The 25,175-nt window shown below is 50.3% G+C and carries 24 protein-coding genes; 10 read left to right on the top strand and 14 right to left on the bottom strand.

Features of this window, described 5'->3' with window-relative positions; genetic code table 11:
• The 7 genes from L3J94_08710 to L3J94_08680 form a co-directional block, all read right to left on the bottom strand.
• The coding region (locus L3J94_08710; GenBank protein ID MCF6218820.1) for a zinc-ribbon domain-containing protein at positions 1–366 on the bottom strand (366 nt) is incomplete at its 3' end.
• 28 nt (positions 367–394) lie between these two features.
• Positions 395–1,264 carry a 50S ribosomal protein L11 methyltransferase gene (prmA, locus tag L3J94_08705; GenBank protein ID MCF6218819.1) on the bottom strand — a complete coding sequence of 290 codons (870 nt, stop codon included), beginning with the start codon at positions 1,262–1,264 and terminating at the stop codon, positions 395–397.
• Positions 1,265–1,309: 45 nt separating this feature from the next.
• Positions 1,310–2,662: an acetyl-CoA carboxylase biotin carboxylase subunit gene (gene accC / locus L3J94_08700; GenBank protein ID MCF6218818.1), complete on the bottom strand. Its 1,353-nt coding sequence runs from the start codon at positions 2,660–2,662 to the stop codon at positions 1,310–1,312.
• A 51-nt stretch (positions 2,663–2,713) separates the two neighbouring features.
• A complete protein-coding gene (gene accB, locus L3J94_08695; GenBank protein MCF6218817.1) occupies positions 2,714–3,151 on the bottom strand; it encodes an acetyl-CoA carboxylase biotin carboxyl carrier protein in 438 nt (145 codons plus the stop codon).
• Positions 3,152–3,155: 4 nt separating this feature from the next.
• The gene (gene aroQ, locus L3J94_08690) at positions 3,156–3,605 is read right to left on the bottom strand and encodes a type II 3-dehydroquinate dehydratase (GenBank protein ID MCF6218816.1); all 450 of its coding nucleotides are present in this window, start codon (positions 3,603–3,605) and stop codon (positions 3,156–3,158) included.
• A 165-nt stretch (positions 3,606–3,770) separates the two neighbouring features.
• Positions 3,771–5,624, bottom strand: coding sequence for a protein-disulfide reductase DsbD (locus L3J94_08685; protein ID MCF6218815.1), 1,854 nt, complete (start codon positions 5,622–5,624; stop codon positions 3,771–3,773).
• Positions 5,625–5,685: 61 nt separating this feature from the next.
• The gene (locus L3J94_08680; protein MCF6218814.1) at positions 5,686–6,018 is read right to left on the bottom strand and encodes a divalent-cation tolerance protein CutA; all 333 of its coding nucleotides are present in this window, start codon (positions 6,016–6,018) and stop codon (positions 5,686–5,688) included.
• Positions 6,019–6,136: 118 nt separating this feature from the next.
• On the opposite strand from L3J94_08680, the gene L3J94_08675 reads away from it, so the two are divergent.
• From L3J94_08675 to L3J94_08655, 5 genes are all read left to right on the top strand, one after another.
• Complete coding sequence (locus tag L3J94_08675) at positions 6,137–6,541, top strand: FxsA family protein (protein MCF6218813.1); 405 nt, start codon at positions 6,137–6,139, stop codon at positions 6,539–6,541.
• A gap of 166 nt (positions 6,542–6,707) precedes the next feature.
• Entirely contained in the window at positions 6,708–7,001 is a 294-nt protein-coding gene (locus L3J94_08670) for a co-chaperone GroES (GenBank protein ID MCF6218812.1), read from the top strand.
• Between the two features lie 55 nt (positions 7,002–7,056).
• Positions 7,057–8,709: a chaperonin GroEL gene (gene groL, locus L3J94_08665; protein MCF6218811.1), complete on the top strand. Its 1,653-nt coding sequence runs from the start codon at positions 7,057–7,059 to the stop codon at positions 8,707–8,709.
• Positions 8,710–9,488: 779 nt separating this feature from the next.
• Positions 9,489–12,092 (top strand): S8 family serine peptidase, encoded by a 2,604-nt coding sequence (locus tag L3J94_08660; GenBank protein ID MCF6218810.1) that lies wholly within the window; start codon positions 9,489–9,491, stop codon positions 12,090–12,092.
• Positions 12,089–12,535: a protease complex subunit PrcB family protein gene (locus L3J94_08655; protein ID MCF6218809.1), complete on the top strand. Its 447-nt coding sequence runs from the start codon at positions 12,089–12,091 to the stop codon at positions 12,533–12,535. The genes L3J94_08660 and L3J94_08655 overlap by 4 nt, the downstream gene beginning before the upstream one ends.
• Positions 12,536–12,824: 289 nt before the next feature.
• Here the strand turns inward: L3J94_08655 and L3J94_08650 are convergent, their stop codons facing one another.
• From L3J94_08650 to L3J94_08640, 3 genes are read right to left on the bottom strand one after another with little or no spacing between them, the layout of a single operon-like run.
• Positions 12,825–14,726, bottom strand: coding sequence for a diguanylate cyclase (locus L3J94_08650; protein MCF6218808.1), 1,902 nt, complete (start codon positions 14,724–14,726; stop codon positions 12,825–12,827).
• A 17-nt stretch (positions 14,727–14,743) separates the two neighbouring features.
• Positions 14,744–16,375, bottom strand: coding sequence for an acetolactate synthase large subunit (locus L3J94_08645; protein MCF6218807.1), 1,632 nt, complete (start codon positions 16,373–16,375; stop codon positions 14,744–14,746).
• 17 nt (positions 16,376–16,392) lie between these two features.
• Positions 16,393–17,019, bottom strand: a complete 627-nt coding sequence (locus L3J94_08640) for a thiol:disulfide interchange protein DsbA/DsbL (protein MCF6218806.1) — start codon at positions 17,017–17,019, stop codon at positions 16,393–16,395.
• Positions 17,020–17,300: 281 nt separating this feature from the next.
• On the opposite strand from L3J94_08640, the gene L3J94_08635 reads away from it, so the two are divergent.
• Positions 17,301–17,786, top strand: coding sequence for a cyclic nucleotide-binding domain-containing protein (locus tag L3J94_08635; GenBank protein MCF6218805.1), 486 nt, complete (start codon positions 17,301–17,303; stop codon positions 17,784–17,786).
• A 58-nt stretch (positions 17,787–17,844) separates the two neighbouring features.
• Here L3J94_08635 and L3J94_08630 read toward each other — a convergent pair whose 3' ends face one another.
• Positions 17,845–18,459, bottom strand: a complete 615-nt coding sequence (locus L3J94_08630) for a cytochrome c4 (GenBank protein MCF6218804.1) — start codon at positions 18,457–18,459, stop codon at positions 17,845–17,847.
• A gap of 60 nt (positions 18,460–18,519) precedes the next feature.
• On the bottom strand, positions 18,520–18,834 hold the full coding sequence (locus L3J94_08625; protein ID MCF6218803.1) for a cytochrome c: 315 nt from the start codon (positions 18,832–18,834) through the stop codon (positions 18,520–18,522).
• A 153-nt stretch (positions 18,835–18,987) separates the two neighbouring features.
• Here L3J94_08625 and yihA point away from each other — a divergent pair, with 153 nt between their 5' ends.
• Positions 18,988–19,602 (top strand): ribosome biogenesis GTP-binding protein YihA/YsxC, encoded by a 615-nt coding sequence (gene yihA / locus L3J94_08620; GenBank protein MCF6218802.1) that lies wholly within the window; start codon positions 18,988–18,990, stop codon positions 19,600–19,602.
• Between the two features lie 200 nt (positions 19,603–19,802).
• Here yihA and polA read toward each other — a convergent pair whose 3' ends face one another.
• Complete coding sequence (gene polA, locus L3J94_08615) at positions 19,803–22,526, bottom strand: DNA polymerase I (GenBank protein MCF6218801.1); 2,724 nt, start codon at positions 22,524–22,526, stop codon at positions 19,803–19,805.
• 155 nt (positions 22,527–22,681) lie between these two features.
• On the opposite strand from polA, the gene L3J94_08610 reads away from it, so the two are divergent.
• A complete protein-coding gene (locus L3J94_08610; GenBank protein MCF6218800.1) occupies positions 22,682–22,999 on the top strand; it encodes a DUF2782 domain-containing protein in 318 nt (105 codons plus the stop codon).
• A gap of 58 nt (positions 23,000–23,057) precedes the next feature.
• Here L3J94_08610 and L3J94_08605 read toward each other — a convergent pair whose 3' ends face one another.
• The gene (locus tag L3J94_08605; protein ID MCF6218799.1) at positions 23,058–23,369 is read right to left on the bottom strand and encodes a c-type cytochrome; all 312 of its coding nucleotides are present in this window, start codon (positions 23,367–23,369) and stop codon (positions 23,058–23,060) included.
• A 353-nt stretch (positions 23,370–23,722) separates the two neighbouring features.
• Between L3J94_08605 and L3J94_08600 the strand changes: the two genes are divergently transcribed.
• Positions 23,723–24,220, top strand: coding sequence for a chorismate lyase (locus tag L3J94_08600; GenBank protein ID MCF6218798.1), 498 nt, complete (start codon positions 23,723–23,725; stop codon positions 24,218–24,220).
• Positions 24,217–25,086, top strand: coding sequence for a 4-hydroxybenzoate octaprenyltransferase (ubiA, locus tag L3J94_08595; GenBank protein MCF6218797.1), 870 nt, complete (start codon positions 24,217–24,219; stop codon positions 25,084–25,086). The genes L3J94_08600 and ubiA overlap by 4 nt, the downstream gene beginning before the upstream one ends.
• Positions 25,087–25,175 lie beyond the last annotated feature (89 nt).

Raw genomic sequence — 25,175 nt, 5'->3', positions numbered from 1 at the left:
CTCCTGCGGCTCCTGCGGCTCCTGCGGCTCCTGCGGCTCCTGCGGCTCCTGCGGCTCCTGCGGCTCCTGCGGCTCCTGCGGCTCCTGCGGCTCCTGCGGCTCCTGCGGCTCCTGCGGCTCCTGCGGCGCTATGGGGTGTGTAGCTTGGCCGTCGGTTGTTGCTGTTTGTTGGATATCTTCGATCGTTGATGGGTCTACTTCATGCGTGGCGACTTCAGGGTGAGAAGGGGGTGTTGTTTCGAACAGGTGGTCGAGTGATTGGAAGACACCATCACACTTGCCGCAGCGCACAAAACCCTTGGCAGTACTGAGCTGCTCGGGGTGAACCCGATAGGTTGTTTTGCAGTGTGGGCAGCGGGTGAACATTAAGTACTCCGGTTTTTGGTTTTGCGGCCTACTTGCGTATACCTTCTAGGCGAATCCAATCTTCTTGTTGTACGGGTTTTGCCATTTCGAAATAGGGGGTGTAGGCATCGCTCACCCGTTGTGCCTGCTCCGCTAGAATGCCTGATAGTACAATGACTCCTCCCTGCTTTGTTAATCCAGCAAGCTTATGCGCTAGGTCGATGAGAGGGTTAGCGAGGATGTTGGCCAGGAGTAAGTCGGCTGCTTCAATCTCAACCTGATTAGGCAGGTTGAGTTTTAGTTGATTGGAAACACTGTTTTTTTCGGCATTACTTTGGCTTGCTTCGAGTGCTTGTGGGTCGGTGTCGATGCCGGTGCAGTGACGCCCTCCAAGTTTTAGGGCGGCGATGCCGAGTATGCCTGAGCCGCAGCCATAATCAATTATGCTGCTGTTTTTGGGTGGATTGGCATCCAGCCACTCCAGACAGAGTGCTGTTGTGGGGTGTGTGCCGGTGCCAAAAGCGAGGCCGGGGTCTAGGTGCAGGTTAATCCCTTTTTTGTCAGGTGCCGAGTGCCAGCTGGGCACGATCCAGAGGTGCTGGCCAAATTGAATAGGCTCGAAGCTCTCCATGCACTCTCGTACCCAGTCTCGATCTTCAAGTCGCTCGCTGTTCCAGCGTAGTGCTCCAAAGCGCTTTTCCAACTGGTTGATTAACGGGTCAACGGCGATGTCGATATCGAATAGCCCGACCACGCACACCTCTTTCCACAGTGGTGTGGTGCCAAGTTCAGGCTCGAATATGGGCTGGTCGGCTCGATCTTCGAGGGTGACTGCAAGGGCTTCCAGCTCTTCTAATGCTTCTGAAATGGGCTCGGCCAAGTTGTTGCTGGTGTCAATTTTTAGCTGCATCCAGGGCATTGGATAACCTTAATATAATGGCTTTTCGAGGCGGCATGGAGTGGCTTAGGCATGTGTTGACAGGCCAAGCATTTTTTCCAGGTAGTGGATATTGGTTCCACCGACCATGAAGCCGCTGTCACTGCATATTTTCTGTTGCAGCGGGATGTTGCACTTAATCCCTTCGATAACCATTTCACTGAGTGCGGTGCGCATCCGCGCAAGGGCCACTTCACGGTTTTCACCATGGGTGATCAGTTTGCCGATCATGGAGTCGTAGTGCGGTGGGACGGTGTAGCCCGCATAGATGTGGGAGTCTACTCGTACGCCTAAGCCACCGGGGGCGTGGTAAGCGGTGATTTTTCCCGGTGAGGGTATGAAGTTGTCGGGGTCTTCAGCATTAATGCGACACTCAATGGCATGGCCATTGATCTTAATGTCACTCTGCTGATAGGCGAGTGGTTCGCCTGCGGCAATGCGGATCTGCTCTTTTATAAGGTCGACACCGGTGATCATTTCACTGACGGGGTGCTCAACTTGAATGCGGGTGTTCATCTCAATGAAGTAGAACTCACCGTTTTCGTAAAGAAATTCAAAGGTGCCTGCGCCACGGTAGCCGATGTCGATACAGGCTTGGGCGCAACGTGCTCCGATGCGCTGACGCTGTTCGTCACTGATGCCGGGGGCGGGGGCTTCTTCGATCACTTTTTGGTGGCGGCGTTGGATGGAGCAGTCACGTTCGCAGAGGTGGATCGCATTGCTATGTGTATCAGCAAGCATCTGGAATTCGATGTGGCGCGGGTTCTCTAAAAACTTCTCCATGTAGACCATGTCATTGCCAAACACGGTGCCCGCTTCGGTTTTGGTCAGTGAGATAGCGTCAAGCAGGTTAGATTCGCTATGTACTACGCGCATACCACGCCCGCCGCCGCCACCGGCTGCTTTGATGATGACCGGATAGCCAATTTTTTTGGCGATGCGTAAGTTTTCATCCCCATTTTCGCCCAGTGGGCCGCCCGAGCCAGGCACGGTGGGAACACCGGCTTTAAGCATTGAGTTGATTGCGGCAACTTTGTCACCCATGATGCGGATTGTTTCAGCCTTTGGGCCGATGAAAACGAAGCCACTATCTTCAACGCGTTCAGCAAAGTCGGCATTTTCAGAGAGAAAGCCATAGCCGGGGTGAATGGCCTGGGCATCTGTAATTTCAGCCGCGCTGATCAGTGCGGGTACTTTGAGGTAGCTGTCGGTCGAGGAGGCCGGGCCTATGCAGATGGACTCATCTGCCATGCGAACATGTTTCAGGTCGCGATCAGCTTCAGAGTGAACGGCAACGGTCTGGATGCCCATTTCACGGCAGGCGCGAAGAATGCGAAGTGCAATTTCGCCACGGTTAGCAATTACTATTTTATCAAACATGGATAGACCCGGTTAGTTGGTGAGGTGCCGATTATTCAGGCTCCTTGATCTTTATTCGATAATGAAGATGGGCTGTCCATATTCGACAGGCTGTCCATTTTCAACAAGAATCGCTTTGATAATGCCGCCTTTGTCCGCTTCGATCTGGTTGAGCAGCTTCATCGCTTCAATGATGCAGATGGTATCACCGGCATTTACAGATTGACCTACCTCGGCGAACGGTTTCGCGCCGGGAGATGAGGAGCGATAGAAGGTGCCGACCATGGGTGATGTTACTTGATGGCCTGAAATTTCAGGCTCAGCCGGGGCTTCTACTACGGGTGCGGCCGTTGTGGCGGGCGGCAGGGCGGTAGCGGGCGCGGCTTGAACAATGGTCTGGGTGGTGCCACGGCTGATGCGAAGTGACTCTTCGCCCTCGATGATTTCGATTTCAGCAATGTCAGACTCTTCAAGCAGTTCAATGAGTTTTTTTATTTTGCGTATATCCATAATCTTATGAACCTGTGTTTGTGAGGTGTTGGTTGGCAGCCTGTAAGGCGTATTCGTAACCTTGGTCACCCAGGCCACAGATCACGCCTATGGCGAGATCAGAAAGGTATGAGTGGTGACGAAATGCTTCTCGCGCATGCACATTGGAGAGGTGAACCTCAATGAAGGATATGGCGGTTGCCGCGAGCGCATCACGGATGGCGATGCTGGTATGGGTAAAGGCTGCCGGGTTGATGATGATAAAGTCCACGCCGTCATGGAACGCCTGATGAATACGCTCTACCAGCGAGTGTTCAGCATTGCTTTGAAAAAAATCCAGTGAGAGATTGAGCTGTTTGGCTCGCTGCTCTAGCTGTTGCTGGATTTGGGCCAGCGTCACGCAACCGTAGTGCTTAGGTTCGCGAATACCCAGCATATTCAGGTTGGGACCATTAAGTACCAGGATTTTTGCCATAAATATTTTGAACTTCGCTTATGTCTGTTGAGTTTTGGCTCGCCATGTACGGCGTGGATCAGGTGGTTAATATTATCGATGATTCATGGCGGGATGTCTATGTGGAATATGCGAAACCTGGGAGATCGATGCAGATAGGGGATGTTCGTGCTTTATTTGCTTTATTTAGCGGATCCGCTCGGCATGTTGGCGAAATGAGCTGGCATCCATAAATCCTACCAGTCGCAGGTGGCGCAGCTCTTGGCCGCTCTGATCATAAAAAATAATCGAGGGAGGTCCGATGAGGTCAAACTGCTTCAGCAGCGCTTTGTCATTAGCGTTGTTGGCGGTGACATCGGCTTTTAACAGGCGAAAGCCGCTCAGTGCGGCGATGACCTGTGGATCACTAAAGGTATAGCGCTCCATCTCTTTGCAGGAGACACACCAGTCGGCATAAAAATCGAGCATAACGGGTTGGCCATTTTCCTTGGCCAAGGCGGTCTCTCGTTGCAGTTCATCTACGGATTTGATGATTTTAAATTCCAGTTTATTGGACTGTTGTGTGGATGAGGTGGCTGCAAAACTGATGCCCTGCAGCGGCTGTAACGGGTCTTTTGCGCCACTGGCAGCGCCGATCAAGAGTAGCGAGCCGTAGATCAGCAGGGTGAGTCCGACACCCTTCCAGAGTTTTTTCCAGCCGGTGCCATCAATGCCGACCGGTTCAAGCGCCCCCATATAGATGGAAGAGCCAATCAGTAGTACTGACCATAACGCCAGTGTAATGGAAGCAGGAATGATGCGCTCCAGCATCCAGATGGCGACCGCAAGCAGCATCACGCCAAACACCGCTTTAATGCTATTCATCCAGTTGCCCGCGTGAGGGAGTAACTTGCCTGCTGAGGCGCCGATGGCCAGCAGTGGCAAACCCATGCCCATGCTCAGAGCAAAGAGCGCCATGCCACCCAGTACGGCATCACCTGATTGGCCGATATAAATTAACGCGCCCGCCAAGGGGGGGGCGACACAGGGGCCAACAATCAGTGCCGAGAGAAAACCCATGATGGCAGTGCCTGCAAGGGTGCCACCTTGTTGGCTGTTGCTCATTTGGGAGAGTTTGCTTTGTACGGCACTGGGAAGTTGTAGTTCGTAGAAGCCAAACATCGACAGGGAGAGCAGCACAAAGACGATACTGAAGGTGCCGAGTACCCAGACATTTTGCAGCATTATTTGCAGGTTTTCACCAAACATTCCGGCGAAAACGCCGGCAATTGTGTAGGTTAACGCCATGGCCAGCACATAGACCAGTGACAGGGTAAAAGCGCGGCGCGTAGTGATCTGCTCCCCTTGCCCAACAATGATGCTGGAGAGGATGGGTATCATCGGGAAGACACAAGGCGTAAACGCCAATAACAGGCCAAGGCCGAAGAAGGTTGCGATGATGAGCCAGGCTGATTTATGGGTCAAGTCATCGGCAAGCTGATCCTGCTCTGAAAGCATGGGGGCGGCATCTGTTGGTGAGGCTGTTGTGTCGGCAGGGCTGCCGCTGCTGGCGGGTAGCCGTATGTCGATGTGGCTGGTGGTGGGTGGGTAGCAGAGCCCCGCATCCGCACACCCCTGATAGCGGGCTATCAGGGTAATAGGGGTCTCTTTTTCGAGTGTGTGCGCCAGCTTGATGGTAAAGCTCGCCTTACCGTAGTAGACCTCCATCAGGCCAAAAAACTCATCATCCTTCTCTTTGCCTTTACTGCCCACTGCGCTGGTAATGGTGATCTCTTCGTTGCTTTCAATGGTGAACTCAAACTTGTCTTTGTAGAGGTAGTACTCATCAACAATATCAAAGTTGGCACGGATGGTATGACTGTCGATTACCTCAGCGCTGTAGAAAAAAGCATCTTCCGGGTCGAGAAATTCGGGCTGACTGCTGTTGAGCCCCAGCGTGGTTCCCAGGTCGCGAAAGGTGTCACCCAGGCTTGCTTGTGCTGAGGGGGCGACACTGAGGAGTAAAAGTAAGGTGACGAAGAGTGATCTGATTAGGGTCATTGTCTCTGCTCGGGTTATATTTTCTACATCAGTCAGGCTGCTTTAACCTTGAGGGTCGTCGCTACGTATCATCTGAAGACCTGCTGCTATTGAGCCAGTCGAGGTAACCCTCAAGGCCTTGCGTGATTGGGACTGCGATGATCTCGGGAAGTTCATAGGGGTGTTGTTCAAGGATCAGCTTCTGAATTGATGGGTAGTCTGTTTTGTGGCTCTTTATTAATAGTAGAATCTCTTGGCTCGACTCAACTTGCCCCTGCCAACGGTAAAATGAGCGGACTTCTGGTACTATGTTAACACAGGCAGCAATGCCTTGGTCGATCAGTTCGCTGGCGAGCCGTTCTGCACTTGCATAGTCGGGGCAGGTGTTGAGCACAATTTGATATTCCGTGGACATGTTAACTCCTTGCCATGCATAGATTTAAAGATAACCTGTTGTCGGGGTGTTTGCCACCGGGTGAGGTATGATGACTCCTTTTAGAGCTCTTTTTTTGTTATTTTTGGTGGTGCCGATCGTGGAGATTTACCTGCTGATTACAGTGGGTGGCTTGATCGGTGTGATGCCGACAATATTGTTGGTGATTTTGACCGCCATATTAGGTGCTTTGCTATTGCGCTATCAAGGGTTTATGACCTTTCAGCGGGTGCAGAGTGAGTTGGCCCAGGGGCAGATACCGGCGATGGCGATGATGGAAGGGGTGTTACTACTTCTTGCGGGCGCACTGCTCTTGACCCCGGGGTTTTTTACCGATGCCATCGGTTTTTTCTGCCTGGTGCCACCACTGCGCCGTTGGCTGATTCGCCTGCTGATGCAGCGTGTTATTGTTCGGAGCTTTGGTGCGAGTAATGTTGACGATTCACCCCGCTCTGATGGGGGAAGAACCATTGAAGGGGACTTTCGTCGCCGCGACGACGATTGAAAAAATATTTTCTTTTGCCTTGAATTCCTTTTGAGTGCCCCTATTATTGCTCTCGCGAGAGTCGAGAGTCTCGATCAGTCTTATGGGCTTTGAGTCGATGCCAGCCTCTTGCTGATGTCGATAATTAATTGATTAACATTTAATTTTATTTTTGGAGAACTCAACAATGAGCAGCATTCGTCCATTGTATGACCGCGTTGTAATTCGTCGTGTAGAAGAAGAATTGACCTCGGCAGGCGGCATCGTCTTGCCAGGTAGTGCCACTGAAAAACCTTCTCAGGGCGAAATTGTAGCTGTCGGTCCTGGTAAAGCATTAGAAAACGGCGAAACTCGCGCAATGAGCGTTAAAGTTGGTGACTCTGTCTATTTCGGTAAGTTTTCAGGCTCCGAAGTTAAGGTTGATGATGAGACCCTGCTGGTAATGCGCGAAGACGATATTATCGCAGTAATCGAGGCTTAATGGCCGCTCTCCACTCACGTTTCAAATAGATCAAGCATTGAAGGAATAGAGAACAATGGCTAAAGACGTACGTTTTGGTTCTGATGCCCGCAGCCGCATGGTTGACGGTGTAAATATTTTAGCGGATGCCGTAAAGGTAACGCTGGGTCCTAAAGGTCGTAACGTAGTACTGGAGCGTGGCTTCGGTGCACCGACTATCACTAAGGATGGTGTTTCTGTTGCCAAAGAGATCGAGCTGGAAGATAAGTTCGAAAATATGGGCGCACAGATGGTAAAAGAGGTTGCATCACAAACAAATGATGTAGCCGGTGACGGTACCACTACTGCGACAGTTCTGGCGCAGAGCATTTTGGCCGAAGGGATGAAAGCGGTTGCAGCCGGTATGAATCCAATGGATCTTAAGCGCGGTGTCGATAAGGCGGTTATCGCAGCGGTTGCTGAGCTGAAGAGCATTTCCAAACCATGCGAAGATAGCAAGGCGATTGCCCAGGTAGGTACTATCTCTGCAAACTCTGATAGCTCAATCGGTGAGATCATTGCACAAGCGATGGATAAGGTCGGTAATGAAGGTGTTATCACCGTAGAAGAGGGCTCAGGTCTGGATAATGAGCTGGACGTTGTTGAAGGTATGCAGTTTGACCGTGGTTATCTGTCACCTTACTTCATCAATAACCAGGACAGCATGAGCGTTGAGATGGATAATCCATTGATCCTGATTCACGACAAGAAAGTCTCTAATATTCGTGACTTGTTGTCAGTGCTGGAAGGTGTTGCCAAAGCGGGTCGTCCACTGCTGATTATTGCCGAAGATGTTGAAGGCGAAGCACTGGCGACACTGGTGGTTAATAATATGCGCGGTATTGTTAAGGTTGCAGCCGTTAAGGCACCTGGTTTTGGTGATCGTCGTAAGGCGATGCTGGAAGATATCGCGACCCTGACAGGCGCTACTGTGATAGCAGAAGAGGTTGGCTTGACTCTGGAGAAAGCGACCATCGAAGATCTGGGTACCGCGAAAAAAGTACAAATCACCAAAGATGCCACGATTGTGATTGATGGTGCCGGTGAGACCGCAACCATTGAGGCGCGGGTTACCCAAATTCGTACTCAGCTGGCAGATACCACCTCTGACTACGATAAAGAGAAGCTACAAGAGCGTATTGCCAAGTTGGCAGGCGGTGTGGCTGTTATCAAAGTGGGTGCTACCACCGAGATGGAAATGAAAGAGAAGAAAGATCGTGTCGACGATGCACTACACGCCACACGTGCTGCGGTACAGGAAGGTGTTGTTGCCGGTGGTGGTGTTGCACTGGTTCGTGTTGTTGATGGGCTGAAAAAGCTGAAAGGTGATAACCACGATCAGGATGTTGGTATCGCTATCGTACGCCGTGCGTTGGAAGAGCCACTGCGTCAAATCGCCAGTAATGCAGGTGAAGAGTCCTCAGTTATTATTAACAAGGTAGCTGAAGGTGAAGGCAACTTTGGCTTCAATGCGGCGACTGGTGAATATGGTGACATGATCGAGATGGGTATTCTGGATCCAACCAAGGTAACGCGTACTGCATTGCAAAATGCGGCATCAGTTGCCGGTCTGATGATTACCACGGAGGCGATGATCGCTGACAAACCTGCTGAAGCGGGTGCCGGTGCTCCTGATATGGGTGGCATGGGTGGTATGGGCGGCATGGGTGGTATGGGCGGCATGATGTAACCCACCCCCCTTCGTCTAGATGTAAGAGAGGCTCTGCGGCTAACCGCAGGGCTTTTTTTTGAGTGGAGTGTGATTGTATGCGTTTGAAAAGAACGAAGAGTGGGGAGAGAGGTTGCTAATGCTTCATGAATTATGCGCAGCCTAGTACATCAACCCTTCGGGCGTTTCTGTGGCACTCCGCCTCGGCGTTATAGCGCTTATCAAGGGAATAATCATTACCTGCGAGCTATGCCTTGATGCGAAATGCCACAGAATCGCTGACTAGGCAATATAAGAGGGTTGATGTGGAGGCTGTCGGACTTAGGGTGAATCTACTGCGGAAAAGCCATTCAGGCCCATTTCTCCGATCATTTTCGTTGAATATGCTCAATATTCGCCTCAAACGATCAAAAAAATGGACTCAAAATGGCTTTCCCTCGCTACGATCACCTAAGTCCGACAGCCTCCTAACTTATTACTTGTTGATTTTACAGGAAGTATCTCCCCGATCACGCGACATTGTTGATAGGGCAGCCTTTCAGGAATTTAACTGTCAAATTAATCTCTTGCGAGATTTTTTGCAGACTTATGAAGTGCTCGGAGTACGGGACGAGGTGTTCAATCCAGTGCGGCAATTGGTCGCATCGATTGTAGCCACGCTATCGATTATGATGGTTGCAGTTGAAAGCCCGAATCCCTGGCTTTTTTCTATACTTTGTTTTGGCGGCCTAATGCGGGTCGCCTTTTTTTTGCCGAAAAAAATGATATGACTTATAGTTCGGGTAAACTTCAGGGTATTCATGTTGCTTTATAAAATAGTAGATTCTGGTTTGAAGGGCTGTCTGGTCATTGTTATGAGCAGCTTGCTGCTGAGTGCCTGTATGGATGAGGATGAAAGTGATGAACGCTATAGCATCAGTGGTGTGATTACCGCTGCAGATAGCTCCATGGTTGATAGCGATGTTAATAATCCACAGGCTTTTTATTTGGAAAATAATCATTTTTCAACTGCCCAGCGGGTGGGCAATCCACTGAATCTGGCGGGGTATGTGAATGTTCCGAATAGGGGTGTAGATGGCCGTTCATTTTTGAGTGGTGATCGGGATGATGTTTTTCGGGTCGATTTAATTGCGGGTCAGCGGGTCATGCTGACGACCTCTGATTGGTCTTCTGATAATGACTTGGATCTGATTGTCTACGACCTCCAAGGAGAGATGGTTGGAGAGTCACTAGGCGTTACGGCAACCGAGCAAGTGGTGGTTGCTGATACTGGTCATTACTACATTCATGTGTATGCATATGCCGGTGCTTCTAACTATACGTTGAATCTGGGTGTTAACGTGCCTGCCAGCACGAGCAGCTTCTCCACAAGCAGTGAATTTGTTGAGGGTGAGGCAGTTATTGTCTTGAAAGAGGCGAGTGTTGATGCTCGTAGGGTGATGAATAAATATGGTTTAGAGAAGCAACAAGCAGCTGGAAGTGGCATGCAGTTGTGGCGACTGCCCAAAGAGCCGGGTGCGCGGATCTCTTCGTTAAAGCGTTTAGGTGTCCAGTCAACCGGTATTGGGGCTCTGACGCCTGTGCAGCAGCGCAAGCGAGAGACACTCTACATGATTAAAGCGTTGGCCAAAGATCCCCAGCTGGCCTTTGTAGAGCCTAATTACATTTATCAGCCTACAGCGGCGGTGGATGATGAGTATTACAACCGGCAGTGGCACTACCCGTTAATTAGCCTTGATCGTGCTTGGGATTTGCTGCCGGGGGTCCACTCGGCGATTGTTGCGGTGATTGATAGCGGCACCTTGCCAGGCCACCCTGACCTGGTAGGGCAGCAGCTTGCCTCGGGTTATGATTTTGTGAGTGACGTACAAAACTCAGGTGATGGTGATGGCTTGGATTTGGATCCAACTGATGAGCATGGCGGTGATCCCTATTATGTTTTTCATGGCGCTCATGTTGCGGGTACGGTTGCAGCCAAAAGCAATAATGGACAAGGAGTGGCTGGTGTGGCGGGCACATGGCCAGTTAAGTTGATGGCGCTCAGAGTGCTCGGGTCACTGGGTGGTACATCATATGATATTAGCCAGGCAATCTACTATGCGGCGGGACTGCCTAATGATTCGGGTGTTCAGTTAACCGGCGGAGACGTGGCCAGTGTGATTAATATGAGCCTGGGTGGCCCGTCTCGAAGCGAAGCGGTGGCTACAGCCGTCGCGGCGGCAATTGATCAGGGGATTGTTGTTATAGCCGCCGCAGGTAATGACGGGAGTTCAATGCCGATGTATCCAGCGTCACTGGCGGGTGTCATCTCCGTGAGCGCGGTGGGCGCGGATAAGCAGTTAGCCTCCTATTCAAACTACGGCGCTTATATCGATATTGCGGCCCCAGGAGGCGATATCGATGCGGACTTCAACCGGGATGGCGTACCCGATGGCATTCTGAGTGTGGCGGGTGACGTGGTGGCGGGAAGTGTGGCTCATAATTACGCCTATCTGCAAGGCACATCAATGGCCTCTCCCCATGTGGCGGGTGTGGCGGCGTTGATGAAGACCCTTTACCCTGCCATGACGAGTAGTATTTTTGAAGCTTGGTTGCGAGCGGGGCGGCTGACCACTGACTTGGGTAGTGCAGGCCGCGATGATACTTTCGGCTACGGATTGGTTGATGCGTATAAGGCGGTGTTAGAAGCGAAAGAGGCGGTGGATGGTAGTCAACAGCCACTGCTCTACTCCAATCCGAGCAGTATTGATTTTGGCCTGGTTGATGGGTGGCGGCTATTTGATGTGAGCAACCTGGGTGGCGGCTCGCCAACCATCAGCTCGCCAGCCAGTAGTGAGCACTGGTTAACGGTTGATTGTGAGCGAGACTCGGCACAGCGATGTACCACTGACACACAAGGGTTGGGGCGCTATGTGGCGACTATCGACCGCTCGCTGCTGGCTGAGGATGCTAACTACAGTGCTACGATTACCTTTACCAGCAATATTGAGGGCGGCCTCTACACCCTCCCGGTCACTGTGCAGCGCTTAACATCGACAATGGTGGCGGATGCCGGTTACCTCTATGTGGCTCTATTTGAACAGGATAGTCGCTTAAGTCGTTACTCTGTCGCAGTGACGGCAGTTGATGGCCAGTACCACTATCAGTTTGAGGGTGTTAAACCGGGAAGCTATGAAATATTAGCGGGGAGTGATGCCGATAACGATGACTCTATTTGCGATCGAGGTGAAAGCTGTGGCGGGTACCCCTTTTATGGTGATATCGAGTTTGTGAAGGTTGACCGGTCAAGGGCGAATGTGAACTTCAGTGTGGGTATCGGGTTGCGCCTCTCTGCCACTAATAAAGGGTTGCTAGGTGAAAGTATGGAGCAAAGAGAAGTGTTAAAAAGGTGGCGGGTTGAGTGATTAAGTTGTTTGGTGTGGTGATCACTGTCATGATGGCTTTTACCGTGGTTGCCGGTGACCGGCTCCCACCGCAAGTTGAGGTAAAACCCCTGATGCAAGGAGCGCACTGCGGCAGCTCTGTGATGGGTGTTGAGTGGCTGCAGAGCGGCAAACTCTATCAGCAGTTTGCGGCAGATGGTTCACGGCTGTTATTGGTCAGTATGGGGCAACAGAGCAGTGCCGGTTATTCATTGGCGCTACTGACTGAAATCACCGCCTTAGTCGATGGCCAGCTATCGATTCAAGTGGCTTGGAATAGCCCGCTACAAGGGATGATGATGGCTCAAGTGGTTACACGGCCCTGCTTGTTGCTGGTACTGCCAGCGAAAGATTATAAAAGAGTTCAGATTATTGATCAGATGGGGAAACTTAAAATGAGCCTCTCTCGGCCGGGTTTAGAATAAGAGACCTTTGCATGAGAGGTGTGCGCACGAAAGAAGAGATAAAACCAGGTCTGTTTTAGCTTTTTTATCCGTGCATCCTCCCGTGTAAAAGCCTCAATAAAGTGCTTATTCTGCCTCTTGGCGAGGGCGATCGGTGTGTCCGCCTAGGAGGCTGTCGGGCTTAGGTGATCGTAGCGAGGGAAAGCCATTTTGAGTCCATTTTTTTGATCGTTTGAGGCGAATATTGAGCATATTCAACGAAAATGATCGGAGAAATGGGCCTGAATGGCTTTTCCGCAGTAGATTCACCCTAAGTCCGACAGCCTCCTAGTGCAGGTTTATCTGTTTCACCCTCTTTTTTACAGCAGTTACGCCCAGCTTCCTTGGCTTGGTAGAGTGCTGCATCCGCTCGCTGGAACACGGTGTCTGGGGTGTCTCCTTCACGGAATTGTGCCAGGCCGCAGGAGATGGTGAGCCGTACTCGCTTATCGTTAAAGTGAAACTCGGTTTTCTCAATGGCTTCGCGTAATTTATTGGCAACCATGAGCGCGGGCTCTATCTCAGTTTCGGGTAGTAGAGAGACAAACTCTTCACCACCAAAGCGAGCGAGGTGGTCGACTTTGCGGAGTCTATTTTTGAGTAGTTGGGCGACGATTGTCAGTGCTTTGTCCCCCGCTTGATGCCCAAAATCATCGTTGACACGCTTGAAGTGATCTATATCCCAAATAATCATGGTGAGGCTGTGCTGGAATCGCTGCCAACGACTATATTCAGTCTGAATAAATTCTTCATAAGCTAGGCGGTTATTGACACCTGTCAGCGGGTCTTTGGTCGCTCTGTTACGCTGCTCTTCGAGTGCTTTTTGTAGGCTATTTGATTCTGACTCAACCTTTATTACCTGGTTTACCATCGACTCCATGGCGTGTTCCATCTGCTCATAGCGTATTTTATTCTCTTTTTTGAAGCTGTCCAGATGCTGGTTGATGGTGCTAAGCCGCGATTGAATACACTGCTTAAGCTCTGCAAGATCATTCATTTCGAGCACGGATGTTTGCATATCACTTACTTGTGTTTTAACCGCGCTGTCCAGCTTCTCACTGCTCTGCCGGAGCTGATTTTGATGCCCCTGTGCCCCTCTGATATTGCTGTCGATCTGGTCGAGGGTGTTGGTGATGTTGAGCAAAAACCCCTCAAGTGCCTGTTTCTCGCTTTGGCTCAGTGATTGTGCATGGCTGATCAAACTGGCGAGCGACTCCAGAATTTGACTGAAGTCGAGTTGGCCCTTCTCTGTGGATAATATTGTTTCACGTAGCTTTTCAAGCTCCTGTGCGTAGGGGTCTACCAAGGTGATGCGATCCAGAAGCTGCAAAAGCACCCCTTCAGCGGTTTCGCCTGACAAATCTGCCCCTTTCACCTCGATAGCGTCAGGCTGATCGCGATTCTCGGGTAATTTGCTGAGCAAATCAGCCAGTTTACTTATCAAGTGGTTTAAATCTGCCTCATCAGTCGAGTTGTTAAATTTTGCGTTGATCTCATTCAGTTGCTCAGCATAGGGACTGGGTAGGGAGACTTCGCTAAGCAGTTGCTTGAATGGTTGGGTATTTGTTTGGGGCTTTACATCGCCCTTGCGCTGTTTTTCACTGCTAGTAAACAGGCGGGATAAAAAGCCACCCTCGGGTTCAGGCTCTTTCGGCGCAGAGGTGGTAGTGGTTTCTTGTGGCGGTGTTATTTTTTGAGTTTCGGTGCTGGTTTGCTCCGCATTTTGTGCGGCGCGTAGTAGCAGTGCCAACGCGTCGATGTGTGTCTCAATCTGTTGGCTGGCGTGCTTGTGGCTAAGCTCTTTGCGGAGTATTGTTTGCTGCTTATGGAGTGCGCTGGGGAGTGTCAGTTTCTCCAGTAATGAGAGCAGTAGTTGCGGGTTTTTGGGTTGTGATTGTTGCTGCTGACTGACTGTTTGGCCGCGTGTGCTGATCTCCTCACTGAGCTGGCCGATGTAGAGTGGCTTTCGGCCGCTGCGAATGCTACTGCGCAGGGAGTCAAGCTGCTTGTCTAGTTGGCTGTCGAATCCATCAAGAGCGAGGCTGATGCGCGATAAACTGCGGCGAAGCAGGGTCTCTGTGTCGGCCGATTGTTGCTCAGTCTGTTCCAGTTTTTCCAGGGCAGAAAAATATTTTTTCTTCCATTGAAGTGCTTGGTCTTCATTATTTGGCATGGTATCTGTTTCTCACGCTAGAAAGGACTCACCATCTCTCCCAACTGCTCAGTCAGTTTAATGTTTTCACTGTAATCGACCGGGCAATCGATAATGCTGACAGTGTTGTCGGCAAGTGCTCGTTTTAATGTAGGCACTAACTGTTTGGCTGATTCAATCCGGTACCCTTTGGCACCGAATGCTTCGGCATATTTAACAAAGTCCGGATTGCTAAAGTGGACATTGGAGGTGCGGCCAAACTGAGTCATTTGCTTCCACTCAATAAGCCCATAGGCGCCATCATTCCAGATTAGAATGACCATGGAGATGCTCAGGCGCATCGCTGTTTCGATCTCTTGAGAGTTCATGAGGAAGCCAGCATCGCCGGTGACAGCAACCACTTTTTTATCAGGATGGGCGAGCTTTGCTGCGATTGCTCCGGGTATCGCAATGCCCATGCTGGCGAAACCATTGGAGATAATGCAGGTGTTTGGGTTCTCGCAGCGGAACATGCGTGCCATCCACATCTTATGTGCGCCTACATCACAGATGACGGTGTCTTGAAGTGCCAGCGCGGTACGCAGATCCCAGATTATTTTTTGGGGTTTAAGCGGTATGCACTCATCCTTGGCATGTTGGTTCATTTCGTTGATAAGAGCCGTTCTTAGGGGGCGCAGTGGGTGCCCTTCGCGAGGGGTGAGTTGTTCTGCTATGCGCGCAAGGCTGAGCTTGATGTCACCGATGACACCCACTTCGATGGTGTAGTTGGCATCAACCTCAGCCGGGCTTGCGTCAATATGGATAATGATTCGGTCGTTGCTGGGGTGCCAAAGATGGGGGTGGTACTCCACCAGGTCATAACCGATGCAGATGATCAGGTCGGCCTGGGTAAAGCCAAACAGTACATGATCTTGCGCCTGAAGGCCTACGCTGCCCAACGCCATGGGGTGTTTGAACGGAATAACCCCTTTTGCCATAAAGGTGTTGGCCACGGGGATCTTGAGCTGCTCGGCAAATGCCGCGAGTTGTAGTGATGCATCGGCACGAATAACCCCATTTCCGGCCAGAATGATCGGATTTTTGGCATTGGAGATAATCTCTATCGCTCTATTTATTCGTTTCAGTGCCGGTTCGGGTGATGAGGGGGTTTTGAACTGAAGTGGTTGAGCATCGGTGTTCAGTTTGGCAATGTTTTCAGGGAACTCAATAAACGTTGCGCCACTTTTTTCAGCCTGTGAAAGCTTGAATGCCTTGCGTACAACCTCCGGGATGGTTTCCGCTTCCAGGATCTGGCTGGAGTATTTGGTGATCGGCTGAAATATTTTATTCAGGTCCAATACCTGATGGGACTCTTTGTGTAGCCGGTAGGTGGGGGCTTGGCCGGCGATGGCCACCACCGGTGCGTGATCCATATTGGCATCGGCAACGCCGGTAATCAGGTTGGTGGCCCCCGGCCCCAGTGTGGCCATGCAGACTCCGGCGCGACCGGTTAAGCGCCCATAGACATCTGCCATGAAGGCAGCCCCTTGCTCGTGTCGACAGGTGATGAACTGGATTTTCGAATTGAGAAGGGCATCCATGACATCCAGGTTTTCTTCTCCTGGGATGCCAAAGATATATTCAACACCTTCATTTTCGAGGCACTTAATGAATAGCTCAGCTGCTTTCATGGATTCCATTCGCCGAGCTATTTTTTGCGTTCTTGGTTAATCAAGTAGTCGGCCACTTTCAATACGTTGACATTATTTCCAGCGAGCCCGGCATTGGTGCGATATTGACCATTGATAACCATGTTGGGTACCGACCTTACACCGTAGTTAAGGTGCAGTGTTTTGGCTTTTCGTACCTTACTTTCGACGGCGAATGAATTAAAAATGCGTTTGAAGTCCCGCTCTTTAACACCATTGTCAAGAAAAAGTGCTTTGATCTGAGCTTCGTTGGAAAGGGAGATACCACGATTATGAATCGCATTAAACATAGCAGGATGCAGTTTATCTAATACTTTTAACATTTGAGCGGTGTAGAAGGCGCGTGCGTGAATTTCCCACTCAGGGCGAAAAATTGCAGGGACTAGAATCACCTCAACATCACTGGCTAACCCTTTTTTCCAGCGCTGAAGATAGGGGTCAAAGTTGTTGCAGTGAGGGCAGCCGTACCAAAAAAACTCGATCACCTCAATTTTGTTTTTGCTTTTTGTTGGCTGGGGTTGCTCCAGCTTCTCGTAGTCGACATCCTCTTCAAACGGAGCTGAAAGGGCGCTATTGCCAGAGAAGGCGAGTAATAGGCTAATGACGGTGATGCTGAGTAACCGCATGAAATTCTCCATATGTTATTTGTTTTTTGCAGAGTATCCAAATGGATGGCTAAAGGCAACAGAGAGCTGACCGAAAGAGCCATTGTCATGCTTTGATTAACAACGCGCCGACTAGTTCAGATCAATCTGAATGTTTTATGGGGGTATTCATCTCTATGTATCGAGGTTTTTTGTTGCCAGAGTAAAGTGTTCTACGTGAGCAGTATTCGAAAAAAGTTATCGAAGAAGTGGAGAAGAAGCGTTATAACTATTAATTGAATTAAATTAACGGGGGACTTAGTATGGATGAGAAAATTGATTTGGCACATTTTCTTAATCAACAGTATTTATGTGAGTCGTTAACCATCAAAGAGGTGCGTATTTTGCTCGATTATATGCAGCTGGTTGAGGTTAAGGGTGGGGAGATTATTGCGGATATTGGTGAGGTCAGCGAGGCGCTCTACTTTATGGTAAACGGAGAGGCTGCACTCTATTACGATAACAACGGTAAAGAGACGGAAGTGGGGCGGATACAGCTTGGGGAGTTGATGGGTGAGATGTCATTTTTTGACCGACAACCACGCTCGGTTCGCATGCGTGCGGTTTCTGCAGAGGCACAACTGCTGCGCTTGCCACGCCCGATGTACTTGCGGTTACGGGTTGAACACCCCTATATCGCGGTAAACCTACTGGAGCATGCTATTGTTAGCCTGGATCACTTGTTGAGGCGGGTCAGTAAGGATGTGGCAACCTTTTCTCACTATCTGTATGGGGCCGGAAAACGTTAATGTAAAACCAAAAAAGGGCGGATTAACCGCCCTTTTTTACAATTGATGGATTAGCTTATTATTGGCTGAGTGTCGCCAGATAGGCCGCAACGGCTTCCATCTCTTTTTGTGACATACGTGTGGCAATGTTTTTCATCATTCCATTCATATCATTGGTACGGGCACTGCTCGCGAAGGCTTCTAGCTGAATTAGCAGGTATTCAGCCTGTTGTCCGCCCAGTCTTGGGAAGTTTGCCGGGCCGTTACCTTCGGCGTCCGGGCCGTGGCAGCCTGCACAAGCCATCAGGCGGCTATCGTGATTACCACCTTTGTAGATCTTCTTGCCTAATGTAATCAGGCCTTCATCATCATTGATGCCACTGGCAGTGGCTTTTTGTGCGGCGAAGTATGCGCTGATATCGGCAATATCTTGATGGCTTAACTCAGCAACCATCGACTCCATGGTGTCATTTTTACGCACCCCTGATTTGAAATCTTCGATCTGTTTGACCAGGTATTTTTCTGCCTGGCCGGCAAGGGAGGGCCAAATGCCCGCAGGACTGTTTCCATCAGCGCCGTGGCAGCCTTGACAGGCCATTGATTTCTCTTCGCCTGCGCCGGCATCGCCAGCAGCTTGAGCCGTGGTGCAGGTGGCAAATATTAAAACGAGTGCGGCAAGTACGGTTTTTGTCATGGTGTGTGATCCTTCCTTACTTAAAGGTTATAAAGTTATATCATTATTATGGTGGTGGTGCTATTTAACGCTTTGAAAATAGGCGGCAATATCGGCAATGTCCTGGTCTGACATTGAGGGGGCCATCTCGTTCATGACCGGATCAATTCGTTTCTGGGTTTTGAAGTCATGCATCTGCTTTTCGATGTAGGCGGCATGTTGGCCTGCCAGCTTTGGATAGAGCGGATTGGTGCTATGCCCATCCTTGCCATGACAAATTTGGCATGAAATGGCTTTAAATTTGCCTGCTATCGGGTTGCCAGCGGCATGTATGACAGGGGCAAGGCTTATTAATATCAAGGTGATCAATAGCGCTTTTACTCGATGTCTAAGCAATGTTTTTTCCCTATTAGGTTAGATTCACGGAGGCCGGATCTGGTCATTCCGAGTCTTTATTGTGAAAATAGTTACAGGAAAGGTTATTGTAGTTAATTGTCCCGAGTCAACCGTTTTACAGAACTTACCTCTTTTTAACCAAGGAAATACACCATGAATCCGGCCTATAATCGAGCCCAATTTGTTATCAGTGTGGCTGCTCTTTCTCAGTTGCCGAGTGAAGATGGGCGCGAAGTGGCATTTGCCGGGCGCTCTAATGCAGGCAAATCAAGCGCTATTAACACGTTGACCAATATTCGCGGCTTGGCTCGCATCAGTAAAACACCTGGCCGCACTCAGCTGATTAATTTTTTTGAGATTGATGAGAAGCGCCGTTTGGTGGATCTTCCCGGTTATGGTTATGCCAAAGTGCCAGAAAAAATGAAGATCCAGTGGCAAAAATTGCTGGAACGCTATCTTCAAACCCGTGAATGCCTGGCCGGATTGGTGCTGGTGATGGATGTTCGCCATCCGATGACAACGTTTGACCAGCAGTTTTTGGACTGGGCTGCGGTGGTTGCGATGCCGGTCCATATTTTATTGACTAAGAGTGACAAGCTGAAGCGTGGGCCGGCAAGCAGTGCGCTGCTGGCAGTGCGTAAAGCGGTTGATCATTACGATAATGCGGTGAGTGTGCAGCTTTTTTCATCATTGAAACGTCAAGGGGTTGATGAGGTTCATCAATGTCTGGATGTTTGGTTGGGTTTTACGAGTGAAGCTTCAGAATAAGAAATTACCGACTGCGGCTGCAGCCGGTAAAGTTATTAAGCGCCGTAAGGGGGGCGACGCTTAATAGGGCCCTGCCGATGGAGGATTGCCAGGGCCCGGTGACTCGCCATACGGGTAGTACGACTGGGTGTTTTCTGTTTAGTTCACGGTTTTCTTAAAAAATGTGGTTTTACATTATAAATCCGACCATTCTGCTGTGATTAGTGAGCCTGTTCCCAATTATCACCCGCTTCGGCCTCAATCTTGAGGGGTACTTTCAGTTTTACAACTGAACTCATCAATTCAATGATTTTTGTTTTCGCTTCAGTCAGGTGTTGATTCCTGACCTCAAAGACCAGCTCGTCGTGTACCTGCATCGTCATTCGCCCTAGATGGGGGTTCTGTTGTAACCACTGGTCACATTGGATCATTGCCAGTTTGATGATGTCTGCTGCGGTACCTTGCATGGGGGCGTTAATGGCGGTGCGCTCGGCATATTGGCGACGCTGCCCATTGCGGGCATTGATTTCGGGAAGATAGAGGCGACGGCCAAGGACGGTCTCCACATAGCCCTGCTGTCGGGCGTGCTCTTTAATTTCATCCATATAGCGTTTCACGCCGGGGTAGCGTTCAAAGTAGAGTTCGACATATTGCTGGGCTTGTGTGCGGCTGATATCGAGTTGTTTGGCGAGGCCAAACGCTGACATGCCATAAATCAGGCCAAAGTTAATCGCTTTTGCGCGACGGCGCTGCTCTTTGCTGACATCGTTGAGCTCGATACCGAAAACCTCAGCGGCGGTTGCTGAGTGCACATCCATATCATGGGTAAAGGCATCGAGTAGCCCTTGGTCATTGGAGAGGTGGGCCATAATGCGCAGTTCAATTTGTGAGTAATCGGCGGCCAGTAGCTTAAAGCCAGCGGGTGCAATAAAGGCTTGTCGTATGTGCCGCCCCTGTTCACTGCGTACTGGAATATTCTGTAGATTGGGGCTGGATGAAGAGAGTCGACCGGTGCTGGTAACGGCTTGGTGGTACGAGGTATGTACGCGGCCACTCCGTTGATTAATCTGTTGTGGTAGTTTGTCGGTATAGGTGGACTTCAGTTTACTGAGGCTGCGGTGCTCTGTGATCAGCTGTGGTAGCTGATGCCCTTGTTCCGCCAGCTCCACAAGGACGGACTCTGCGGTGGATGGCTGCCCCTTCGGGGTTTTGCTGATGACCGGTAGCCCCAGCTTTTCAAACAGGATAGTTTGCAGTTGTTTGGGGGAGTTCATGTTGAAGGCTTCCCCTGCCACTTGGAAGCTCTCCTTTTCAAGGGTCAAAATACGCTCTGCCAGTGCCAGGCTCTGTTTGTGTAACATTTTGGCATCGATTAATACGCCATTACGCTCGATGCGTGAGAGTACGCTCACCAGCGGTATTTCGATGGTTTCAAATATTTTCTTTGGGCCTTCAAGTTGGCGGAGCTGTGGCCAGAGTGCTTGATGCAGGCGTAGCGTAATATCGGCATCCTCTGCGGCATAGGGGCCGGCAGTGTCGATGTCGATTTGATCGAAAGTGAGTTGGTTTTTACCTTTGCCAGCAATCTCCTCAAAATGAAGGGTGTTGTGGCTAAGGTGCTTGAGTGCCAGTGTATCCATATCATGACGGCTGGCGATGCTATTAAGCGTGTAAGACTCCAGCATGGTATCAAAGCGAATGCCGCGCAGGGTGATCCCCTCGTTAGCCAATACGCTCATGTCGTATTTGAGGTTTTGTCCAACCTTGGCATGGTTGTTGTCTTCCAAAAGCGGTTTAAGTTGGGCCAGTACATTCGCTTTATCAAGCTGTGGCGGTGCATCTAGATAGCGATGTGCCAGTGGAAGGTAGGCGGCATGATTGGCTTCAACAGCAAAGGAGACGCCGACCACGGTGGCCTCCATGTAATCGAGGCTAGTGGTTTCACAATCAAAGGCGAACAGTTCAGCCTGATTTAATTTTTTCAGCCAGCTATCGAGCTGCGGCTGCTCAAGTATGATTTCATAGTGGCTCTCATTAGGTGCATTATCCGTGGCTTCATTTTTCGGAGTCAAGTGGTTGTCGTTTTTCGAGTGGTTGATCGCTTCACCCAGCCAGTTTTTGAACTCCAACTCATTGAAGAGCGCGATTAACGTCTCATAATCGGGGGGCTGCAACGTGAGCTGTTCGGGTGATGAGGTGAGCGCAACATCTAGTTTGATGGTGGCGAGTTCGTAAGAGAGCGGGAGAAACTTCAGGCTGGCGCGCAGGTTTTCGCCCACCTTGCCTTTCACTTTATCCGCTTGTGCCAGCACTTCGTCAAAAGAGCCGAACTGATTAAGCCACTTAACGGCTGTCTTTGGCCCACACTTGGGGACACCGGGGATGTTATCAGCGCTGTCACCCATTAGTGCCAGGTAGTCGATGATTTTTTCGGGTGGAATGCCAAACTTTTCAACCACACCTTCCGGTGTCATCAGGGTGTCGGTCATGGTGTTGATCAATGTGACATGTTCATTGATCAGTTGTGCCATATCCTTGTCTCCGGTGGAGACCAGGGTCTCTTGCTGCTGTTCACTGGCCTGCTGGCAGAGTGTGCCGATGACATCATCTGCTTCAACGCCATCGACGACAATGAGTGGGATGCCCATGGCGCGAATGATATTGTGAATGGGTTCAATCTGAACGCGCAGATCTTCTGGCATCGGTGGGCGATTGGCTTTGTAATCCGGGTAGAGGTCGTTGCGGAAGGTTTTTCCTTTGGCATCAAAGACCACTGCCATCAGCTCTGGCTGATACTCCCTGATCAGTTTGCGAATCATGTTGATGACACCATAAACGGCATTGGTTGGTTCTCCCCGGCTATTGCTGAGGTCTCTTATGGCGTGAAAGGCGCGAAACAGGTAAGAGGAGCCGTCGACCAGAATAAACGGGTTGTTTTTTTTCATGGGTTGGTTGTCACTGTAGTTGTGGGTTGCCGTGGCGGCATCAATTCAAGCTATAATGCCTGAATTAATAACTATTTTCCGCTTGGAGGCTATCTTTTGTTCGCCCTTCTCGGTGGAGTGCTTATAATCATGGGGAATTGGAGAGGGGGAGAGCGATGAAGAGGCTGTGCTACGGGGTTGTGTTTTTTCTGTTTTGTATGCCGCCATTGTGGGCGCAGGATGTGACTGCTCAGCAGCAGGCCATTGACAGTGCAGAGCAGGCGTTGGAGCCTAAAGTGACGATTCACGAAGATGGTCGGGGGCTGGTTGAAGAGTACCGCCTGAATGGCTCACTCTACATGATTAAGATCACCCCTAAAGTGGGTCACCCCTATTACTTGATAGATGCAGATGGGGACGGGGAGCTGGAGAGTCGTCGTAATGAGCTGGACCCTGATGTGATGATTCCGGCGTGGATGATTTTTCGCTGGTAGAGGTGGGCCAACAAAAAAGGCCGACGTTGTCGGCCTTTTTCGATAGCCGCTGAGCGGTTTATTTCAGTGTAAGAATAAAGTCAGTCAGCTTCTCTGCATTCTCTGCAGAAACGCGTTTTTGTGGTGGCATAGGTACTTTGCCCCATTTGCCACGGCTGCCATCGACGATGCTTGCCAGTACGACTGCTCTGCCGTCTGCTTCAGCGCTGTATTTGGCACCAATATCATTCCAGGCTGGACCTACTACTTTTTTATCGATGGCGTGACAAGCCATGCAGCCGTTCTTTTTGGCCAGGGCCAGATCGGCGCTGGCAGTGCCCGCAACAAGTAGGGCAGCAACAGCAGGAATGGTTAACCAGATAGCTTTCATTATAATTCTCCTCCAACGGAAATTTAATCCCCTTATTACAGGGTATGGTTTGTGGGCTTTATGTTCAAAATAAATGGCAAGTTGCCACTTGAGAGCCCTCCCCCGAAAGGGTTGTTTAACAGGTTCGCCTTTATAATTATTGTTACGAACAACTAGCTTTATGCCATAGGGGTTTTCTTGTGTCAAGATGTAAGTTTTTATGGGGTTAGGCTTCAATGTGATGGTTGGGTTGATGGGGTTTTGACGTGTATGATGGTTTTTTCTCTAGTTGAGTGTGTTGAGATGTGTCAGTGGTGGGGGTGAATAGCGGCGTCTCTTGGCGGGATGGGAGGACCTGTTTTTTGAGGCAGGCGATGCCACAGCAGCGATCGTGGTTGCTTGATGGTGGCTCGCTGACCCGTCGCTTGATTCGCTTATGTGGTGACGAGTTCAATGTGCAGCTGCTGCAAGAGCAGCGCAACCGGCCACACCTTGATGAGGCGAAATCACTGTCGATTCGCTGGGGTGAGCAGGCACGGGTGCGCGAGGTTTATCTCTGTGCTGGGTCGAGACCGCTGGTTTACGCGCGTACCGTTATCCCCTTTTCGACTCTGCAGGGGCCCGCACGCCGTCTGGCCCATCTGGGCGGCCGTCCTCTGGGGGCGTTGCTCTTTTCCAGTAAGGGGATGAGGCGTGCTGGGATTCAGGTCTCCAGGCTGCCGGGAAGTTTGTTGCAAGATGGTTTGAGTGATGAACCTGTTTGGGGGAGGCGTTCGGTTTTCTATCTGGCTGATAAGCCTTTAATAGTGAGTGAATATTTTCTACCGTCACTGTTTGAGTTGCTGGGCGGTGTAAGTGGAGGCGGGAGATGAACCTGGTATTGCAAGGGCGTTGGCGGCACTACTTTTTATTGATGCGGCTGGATCGTCCTGTGGGTATATATCTGCTGCTTTGGCCCTGCATGTGGGCACTGTGGGTGGCGGCAGAGGGTGTTCCTAGTGGGCTGAATCTGGCTGTTTTCATTGTGGGCGTGGTTCTGATGCGTTCGGCAGGCTGTGTCATTAATGATTATGCGGATCGTAAGATTGATCCACATGTTGAGCGCACTAAAAATCGCCCGCTTGCCAGCGGCGCGGTCTCAAAGAAAGAGGCGCTCCTGCTGGCTGCCGGATTGGCATTTATGGCATTTCTCGGTGTATTGCTGCTTAATGCATTAACCCTCTGGTTATCACTGGTTGCCGTTGTCTTGGCCGCTATTTACCCTTTCATGAAGCGTTATACCCATATGCCGCAGATTTTTCTTGGCCTGGCTTTTGGTTGGGGCGTGCCGATGGCTTTTGCTGCAGAAATCAATACGGTTCCACCTGAGGCGTGGCTGTTATTGGCTGCAACGGTAGTTTGGGCGACCGCTTACGACACCATGTATGCAATGATGGATCGCAAAGAGGATCTAAAAATAGGGGTGCGCTCCACGGCGATTCTTTTCGGAACGGCAGATAAAGTCATTATTGGTGTACTGCAGGCATTGGTAATATTGATTCTGTTTCTTGTGGGGCAGCGGCTGTCGCTGGGAGGCTATTATCAACTGGCTTTAGGTGTAGGCGCTCTATTAATGGTTTATCAGCAATATTTGATTCGTTATCGTGATGCGGCGGGCTGTATGAAAGCATTTAAAAATAACCATTGGTTTGGCTTGGTGATATTTTTGGGTGTGGCGCTTCATTACGCACTGGCTTAGTTCAGCTTGTGGTATGATTCGCGGCTCGGGCTGTTTGGGTATATATCCACTTAAACAAAGGCCTCATTAAATTATTTGGAGTGAGTTTT

The organism is Gammaproteobacteria bacterium (genome assembly GCA_021647245.1).
In the GTDB taxonomy this organism is placed as follows: Bacteria; Pseudomonadota; Gammaproteobacteria; order RBG-16-57-12; family RBG-16-57-12; genus JAFLJP01.
The sequence above is the reverse complement of the archived record's forward strand: the minus strand, read 5'-3'. Positions and strand labels throughout refer to the sequence as shown.

Excerpts from the sequence above, each read along its gene's own strand:
- L3J94_08685 (MCF6218815.1), bottom strand. The coding sequence starts at position 5,624 with ATGACCCTAATCAGATCACTCTTCGTCACCTTACTTTTACTCCTCAGT.
- L3J94_08635 (MCF6218805.1), top strand. The coding sequence starts at position 17,301 with ATGGATGAGAAAATTGATTTGGCACATTTTCTTAATCAACAGTATTTA.
- L3J94_08660 (MCF6218810.1), top strand. The coding sequence starts at position 9,489 with ATGTTGCTTTATAAAATAGTAGATTCTGGTTTGAAGGGCTGTCTGGTC.
- groL (MCF6218811.1), top strand. The coding sequence starts at position 7,057 with ATGGCTAAAGACGTACGTTTTGGTTCTGATGCCCGCAGCCGCATGGTT.
- L3J94_08600 (MCF6218798.1), top strand. The coding sequence starts at position 23,723 with ATGCCACAGCAGCGATCGTGGTTGCTTGATGGTGGCTCGCTGACCCGT.
- accC (MCF6218818.1), bottom strand. The coding sequence starts at position 2,662 with ATGTTTGATAAAATAGTAATTGCTAACCGTGGCGAAATTGCACTTCGC.
- aroQ (MCF6218816.1), bottom strand. The coding sequence starts at position 3,605 with ATGGCAAAAATCCTGGTACTTAATGGTCCCAACCTGAATATGCTGGGT.
- polA (MCF6218801.1), bottom strand. The coding sequence starts at position 22,526 with ATGAAAAAAAACAACCCGTTTATTCTGGTCGACGGCTCCTCTTACCTG.
- L3J94_08670 (MCF6218812.1), top strand. The coding sequence starts at position 6,708 with ATGAGCAGCATTCGTCCATTGTATGACCGCGTTGTAATTCGTCGTGTA.
- accB (MCF6218817.1), bottom strand. The coding sequence starts at position 3,151 with ATGGATATACGCAAAATAAAAAAACTCATTGAACTGCTTGAAGAGTCT.
- L3J94_08605 (MCF6218799.1), bottom strand. The coding sequence starts at position 23,369 with ATGAAAGCTATCTGGTTAACCATTCCTGCTGTTGCTGCCCTACTTGTT.
- L3J94_08630 (MCF6218804.1), bottom strand. The coding sequence starts at position 18,459 with ATGACAAAAACCGTACTTGCCGCACTCGTTTTAATATTTGCCACCTGC.
- ubiA (MCF6218797.1), top strand. The coding sequence starts at position 24,217 with ATGAACCTGGTATTGCAAGGGCGTTGGCGGCACTACTTTTTATTGATG.
- L3J94_08650 (MCF6218808.1), bottom strand. The coding sequence starts at position 14,726 with ATGCCAAATAATGAAGACCAAGCACTTCAATGGAAGAAAAAATATTTT.
- yihA (MCF6218802.1), top strand. The coding sequence starts at position 18,988 with ATGAATCCGGCCTATAATCGAGCCCAATTTGTTATCAGTGTGGCTGCT.
- L3J94_08680 (MCF6218814.1), bottom strand. The coding sequence starts at position 6,018 with ATGTCCACGGAATATCAAATTGTGCTCAACACCTGCCCCGACTATGCA.
- L3J94_08610 (MCF6218800.1), top strand. The coding sequence starts at position 22,682 with ATGAAGAGGCTGTGCTACGGGGTTGTGTTTTTTCTGTTTTGTATGCCG.
- prmA (MCF6218819.1), bottom strand. The coding sequence starts at position 1,264 with ATGCCCTGGATGCAGCTAAAAATTGACACCAGCAACAACTTGGCCGAG.
- L3J94_08640 (MCF6218806.1), bottom strand. The coding sequence starts at position 17,019 with ATGCGGTTACTCAGCATCACCGTCATTAGCCTATTACTCGCCTTCTCT.
- L3J94_08645 (MCF6218807.1), bottom strand. The coding sequence starts at position 16,375 with ATGAAAGCAGCTGAGCTATTCATTAAGTGCCTCGAAAATGAAGGTGTT.